At 34.6% G+C, this 5,150-nt stretch carries 3 protein-coding genes; 1 reads left to right on the forward strand and 2 read right to left on the reverse strand.

Annotated features, from left to right (window positions below):
* Positions 1 to 378: 378 nt before the first annotated feature.
* Together ACP6PK_RS00945 and ACP6PK_RS00950 are read right to left on the reverse strand one after the other, a co-directional pair.
* Positions 379 to 720 (reverse strand): DUF760 domain-containing protein, encoded by a 342-nt coding sequence (locus ACP6PK_RS00945; RefSeq protein WP_094671732.1) that lies wholly within the window; start codon positions 718 to 720, stop codon positions 379 to 381.
* A gap of 1,028 nt (positions 721 to 1,748) precedes the next feature.
* Positions 1,749 to 2,708 carry an RNA polymerase sigma factor, RpoD/SigA family gene (locus tag ACP6PK_RS00950; RefSeq protein WP_094671733.1) on the reverse strand — a complete coding sequence of 320 codons (960 nt, stop codon included), beginning with the start codon at positions 2,706 to 2,708 and terminating at the stop codon, positions 1,749 to 1,751.
* A gap of 1,013 nt (positions 2,709 to 3,721) precedes the next feature.
* Between ACP6PK_RS00950 and ACP6PK_RS00955 the strand changes: the two genes are divergently transcribed.
* The gene (locus ACP6PK_RS00955; protein ID WP_426556973.1) at positions 3,722 to 4,489 is read left to right on the forward strand and encodes a proteasome-type protease; all 768 of its coding nucleotides are present in this window, start codon (positions 3,722 to 3,724) and stop codon (positions 4,487 to 4,489) included.
* The last annotated feature ends 661 nt before the right edge of the window (positions 4,490 to 5,150 follow it).

The following is a 5,150-nucleotide window of genomic DNA, read 5'->3' on the forward strand; positions in this document are numbered from 1 at the left end:
CAGATATATATTATACCCTTTTTTTTACTATTTTTTCACTAAAGTCCCGTTATTTAGAGATGTCTATTAAATAGATTGAATAATACCACTTTGATAAATGTTTGCTGAAAATCGGAAATATTGATTATAAGTGCTTGTTTTGTTGTATAAAGTTATTTACTTGATTAAGCAATAAAATTTACTATTTTCCTTCCTTCAATAGATATCTCCAAAAAATAAACTTACTATTTATTTAGCATAAGCTAGAGTTGTAAAAGTAACTTACAGTCATCATTTTTCTGACCTTGGGCATGAAAATTTTTTCCCTGTTCCCTATTCCCTATTTCTAATAAAAATTCCCCGGTCTAACAACCCAGGGAATAATTAAAATTTGACTAATTAAGCCTCATTATTAAATGTTCGATCCATTTTCAAAGAATTTTCAAATGTCATTCTCTGTTCAGCATTTCTAATAAAATAGCCACTGAGCATTGCTGAAGCTAATAATTTACCTAAATTTTCTCTGCTAGTTGTTACATTTACATTAAATTGTTCTGAGGGTAGATTGCCTAATAGTCCAATAATATTTCGCTCCATCACCTGAAAAACTTCTTGGGAATTTGGTTTTGATAAGTGGGAAACTGTATCTGGACTCATAGATTGGACATATTGCCAAAGTAAATTGGCTCCTTCTGAACTTTCTTCAAACAACTCTGGCCTGTTATTGTTTCTATTGGTCACTTTCTACCTCCATTTCAGAAACTCTTTTTGACAAGTATGGTTTATGGACTTAACCAACCATATCTATTGCAATTGTTAATATTTGTTTTACTTCCTCAATACTAATTTAACAGAATGTTGCTAGAAGTCCCCACTATAGAATCCCTTCAGGGATTCTATATTAAAATATATATGGGCAGTAGGGGAGTAGGGTAGTGAGGGAGTAGGGGAGAGTGTAAGATGGTGAAGCAAGGGAGCCTAGATTATATCTTTTTCCTCTATTCTTTCTCCATCTCCTGAATTCTGAATTCTGACTCAAGAGCCAAAAACCTGCACCTTTGCTCATATTCCAAATGAGTCCTATATAGTCTTTGCTTTACCAATAACTAGAGTGAAAATTGAAAATTTATGATGAGATGGGGTGAAAAGGAGAAAGAAACAATGATAAATCCTAATATACTATATTATATAATCAGTACGATTTCATCTCTCCCTAGATTCCCGTCTTCAGTCTCTCAACAAAGATTTTAAGGTTTATTGGTACTAACCTTGGAGCAATTCTTGTCTTGTAAGCATTCAGCTATTAGTATTTCCGTTCCAGAATGCTGCCCAAACAGCTCTCAGCTTTTGAAGTTAATAACTTACCGAATTATTAATTATTAATTATTAATTATTAAATAATTCTGGTTTAAAGCCTCCCCTTGGATAGGGGAAAAAAGTGCTAGGATATTTCCTCATCTTCAATTCAGTCACGGTTTTAACTAGAGGTAATTATTAATTATCAATTATCAATTATCAATTATTGAATAGAGTTAGCTCATAACCTTTTTCGTGTCAGACTTTTAATTCTCGCCATCAGACTAATTCCTCCTAATAAAATAATGAGTTAATAGCTGATAGCTGGTAGCTGACGGCTGAATGCTTATCTTGTCTTTGTCTGTAGAGCATCAAAAAATAAATTTTCTGCTTCGGCTAAACCGATACACCGAAGCAGAAATATAACATTAAATTAGATTAATGTATAAGTTTCTCAAAGCATTTGATTATCCTTAACTAGCTAAATAATCATTCATATCTTGCTTTCTTTTACGCAGTTTACTCAAAGCTTCCCGCTCTATCTGTCGTACTCTTTCACGACTAATATTTAGGCGATCGCCAATTTTCGATAAAGTCATGCTTTGCCCATCTTCTAAACCAAACCTTAAGGCCAAAACTTGCTTTTGTTGAGGAGTTAGGTCAGCCATAATTGATTCTAAATCAGTCCGCATGGAAGATTGGAGAGCATAATCTTCTGGAGAAGCTCCCGTGTCTTCTAACAAATCTCCTAACTCTGTATCTTGGTTATCTCCCACTCGCAAATCAAGTGATAAAGGTAAGCGAGCCCTTTCTAAACATTCCCGAATTTGTTTTGGAGTTAAACCTAGTTCTGCTGCTATTTCAGCAGTAGTAGCGGAACGTCCTAGCTGTTGAGTCAGTTGACGCTGGACTTTTTTAATCTTGTTCAGCTTTTCTGTAATATGAATAGGTAAACGAATTGTGCGGCCTTTTTCTGCGATCGCTCTAGTAATGGCCTGACGAATCCACCAATAAGCATAAGTAGAAAATCTATAACCCTTGGTAGGGTCAAACTTTTCTACTCCTCGCTGCATACCAATAGTACCTTCTTGAATTAAATCAAGCAAATCTACATTTCGTTTGATATACTTTTTAGCAACAGATACGACCAAGCGTAAATTGGCCTCTACCATTTTCCGCTTTGCTCTTTCACCTTCCCTGATAATACGTTGCAATTCACTCATTGAAAGATTTTTGGCATCAGCCCATTCTGTTAATGTTGGCTTACGACCTAACGCTTCAGCTAAAGTCTGATTGAATTCCTGCAAAGCTGTTAAGCGTTGCACCTGTTTCCCATAAAGAATTTCTTCTTCGTGGGTTAATAGGGGAACACGACCAATTTCTCTTAGATAAGTGCGTACAGAATCAATGTCTGAGGTTTTACCAATCTTCATAATCTTCCTCCCGCTAGATAATTCTACTTTGAGGTAGCAAGAAAAGTGGGCGGGCGTTACGCTTTTCTTGAATTTTTCTTAAAAAAGTTTTTTCCTCTGACCATTTATGATTAATTTGGCCTAGAGAGATTCTAAATTATAGATTTTAGATTTTTTAGATATGACCAAAGGGTTCCAATTTTATTTGGATCTGTGATGGACATTTGTTGGCAATAAAAAAAGTTTTACTATTTTTGAATTTTGATTTAGCAAAAAATCTTACTGGGATTTGCCTAAAGTGGACTTTTTTGTTTTCTGATCGCTTCAATTATTTTTTTTGGCCTTTACATAACTCAATACTATGTTAAGAATATTAACATTTATGAGAGTGGATGGCTATACCTAAACCTATTGATTTTTCGGATGAATAGGTTTAATTGCCTATATGAGACTACTCATAAATTCTTAAGAAAATTGCATCCTGCACAACAAAATCACAAAAATTTTGCAAAAATATTTAATAAAGTTAAAAATTCAGGAATTATTCTTGCTTTTGACTTTTAATTTTTAACTTTTGACTCAATTCAGACATGGCCAGAAAATAAGGTCTCAAGCCTCCCCTTTTAAGGCAGGGCTGTTTTATTCTTGTTTAAGGTAGAGGGGGAGCAGGGGAGCAGGGGAGCAGGGGAGCAGGGGAGAATTTTCCACCCAATACCATTATTTTGCCCCAATTTATGGAGCAATAATTTTGGTGATTCCATGGATTTTTCTGAAATTCCGTTGATTTGACCAAGATTATTTGGGAGCTTTTCCCTACCTCCCCCGAAAAATATCCCGTTTTTCGTAACTTTTTCCGAAATTCCAGTTATGGGATGCCCCCAATTCTCGACTCTATCGATTATTTATTTGACTTTGAAACAGCTCTGCCCTTTTAAGGGGATAAAAAGTGTTTCAAACCTCTCTATTCCATTGAGGTACTGATAACTGATAACTGTTAACGTAGTTCCTCCGCAGGAGGCTAACTGATAACTGAAATGACTTATTGTCTTGGTATTATTACTGAATCTGGTATTGTGATGGCCTCTGACTCTCGTACTAATGCGGGAGTAGATTATATTTCGACTTATCTGAAGTTGTTTGATTTTTCTTTAACTGGAGAGCGGGTCATTCTGGTTAGCACTTCTGGGAACTTATCAATTACTCAGGGAGTCATTAATGAACTTAAAAAGGATTTAAAAATTTCTGAGGGTACTAATCTTCATACTTTATCTACCCTCTATGAAATTGCTCGCTACATTGGGGGAAAAATTCGACAAATTTTAGAGCAAGACCGCTCTTGGTTACAACAGGACAGAATTGATACAGGATGCAGTATTTTATTAGGAGGTCAAATTAAAGGGCAAGACCCGGAATTATTTTTGATTTATCCTCAAGGAAATTGTATTTCTGCTACTAAGGAAACGCCTTTTTTACAAATAGGTGAAACTAAATATGGGAAACCAATTTTAGATCGTGCTTTGAGTTTTTATACTTCTTTGGAGGCTGCTGCTAAATGTGCTTTAGTTTCTATTGATTCTACTATGAAATCTAATCTTTCTGTAGGACCGCCGATTAATTTGGTGATGTATGAAAAGGATAGTTTGAAAGTTCGGCATCGGTTACAAATGCGTTTGGGCGACCCCTATTTGGCTAAGGTTAGGAAGTTATGGGAGGTTTCTCTTAAGGAAGCTCTTGATGAAATGCCTGATTTGAATTGGTTATATGATTGTCAGGAATCTCACGAAGATATTTTAATTGATTGAGGTGGGAAGGAAGAAGAAAAAAGGAAGAAGTAAGAAGGAAGAAGGAATGAAGTAAGAAGTAAATTTTAGTAAGACTGTAGGTTGGGTTAGGCTGGCGCTCAACCCAACAGAAACTATATTTATTATGATTAATTAATGTTGCTTAATATTAGGAAATTTTTTTCCCTTGAAGTAGAATTATCAAAAACATAGCTGAAGAAGATTTTCTCAGGCACAATTATAGTGTTATACCAATTACTATGCATTAACGCTATACTTGGATAACACTTCAGTTATTAAGTAATTAAACTAAGGTAATTACTTTTTTGTTAGTTTGAGAACGATTTTGCATTAATTATTCTTGTTTTTACCGAAAATTTAAGGGATAAATCATTCTATCTAAAGATAAAAAAAATTCCTTTCTATCAATCCTTCTATTACAGAAGATGTAATTAATAATTATTAATTATTAATTATTGAATGGTCTGTCACTCCTCTACTCTGAAATAGATAAAGTTTTTGAGAAATGGTATTATATCTGTTGGGTTGAGTCAGCTAAACCCAACCTACAAAATATTCCCCACCAGAATATTTAGTCTGTGGGGAAAGAAGGAAAATTGTCGGTTGGCAAGTCAGGGGTAACTCCACATAAACTGTACTAATAAAGCAGGTGAGAAAATTT

The sequence above is a fragment of the Dapis hubbardiae BLCC-M172 genome (assembly GCF_050016015.1).
Lineage (GTDB): Bacteria > Cyanobacteriota > Cyanobacteriia > Cyanobacteriales > Microcoleaceae > Trichodesmium.

Bases quoted from the DNA above. Each gene is read 5' to 3' on its own strand.
- ACP6PK_RS00950 (WP_094671733.1), bottom strand. From the start codon at position 2,708: ATGAAGATTGGTAAAACCTCAGACATTGATTCTGTACGCACTTATCTA.
- ACP6PK_RS00955 (WP_426556973.1), top strand. From the start codon at position 3,722: ATGACTTATTGTCTTGGTATTATTACTGAATCTGGTATTGTGATGGCC.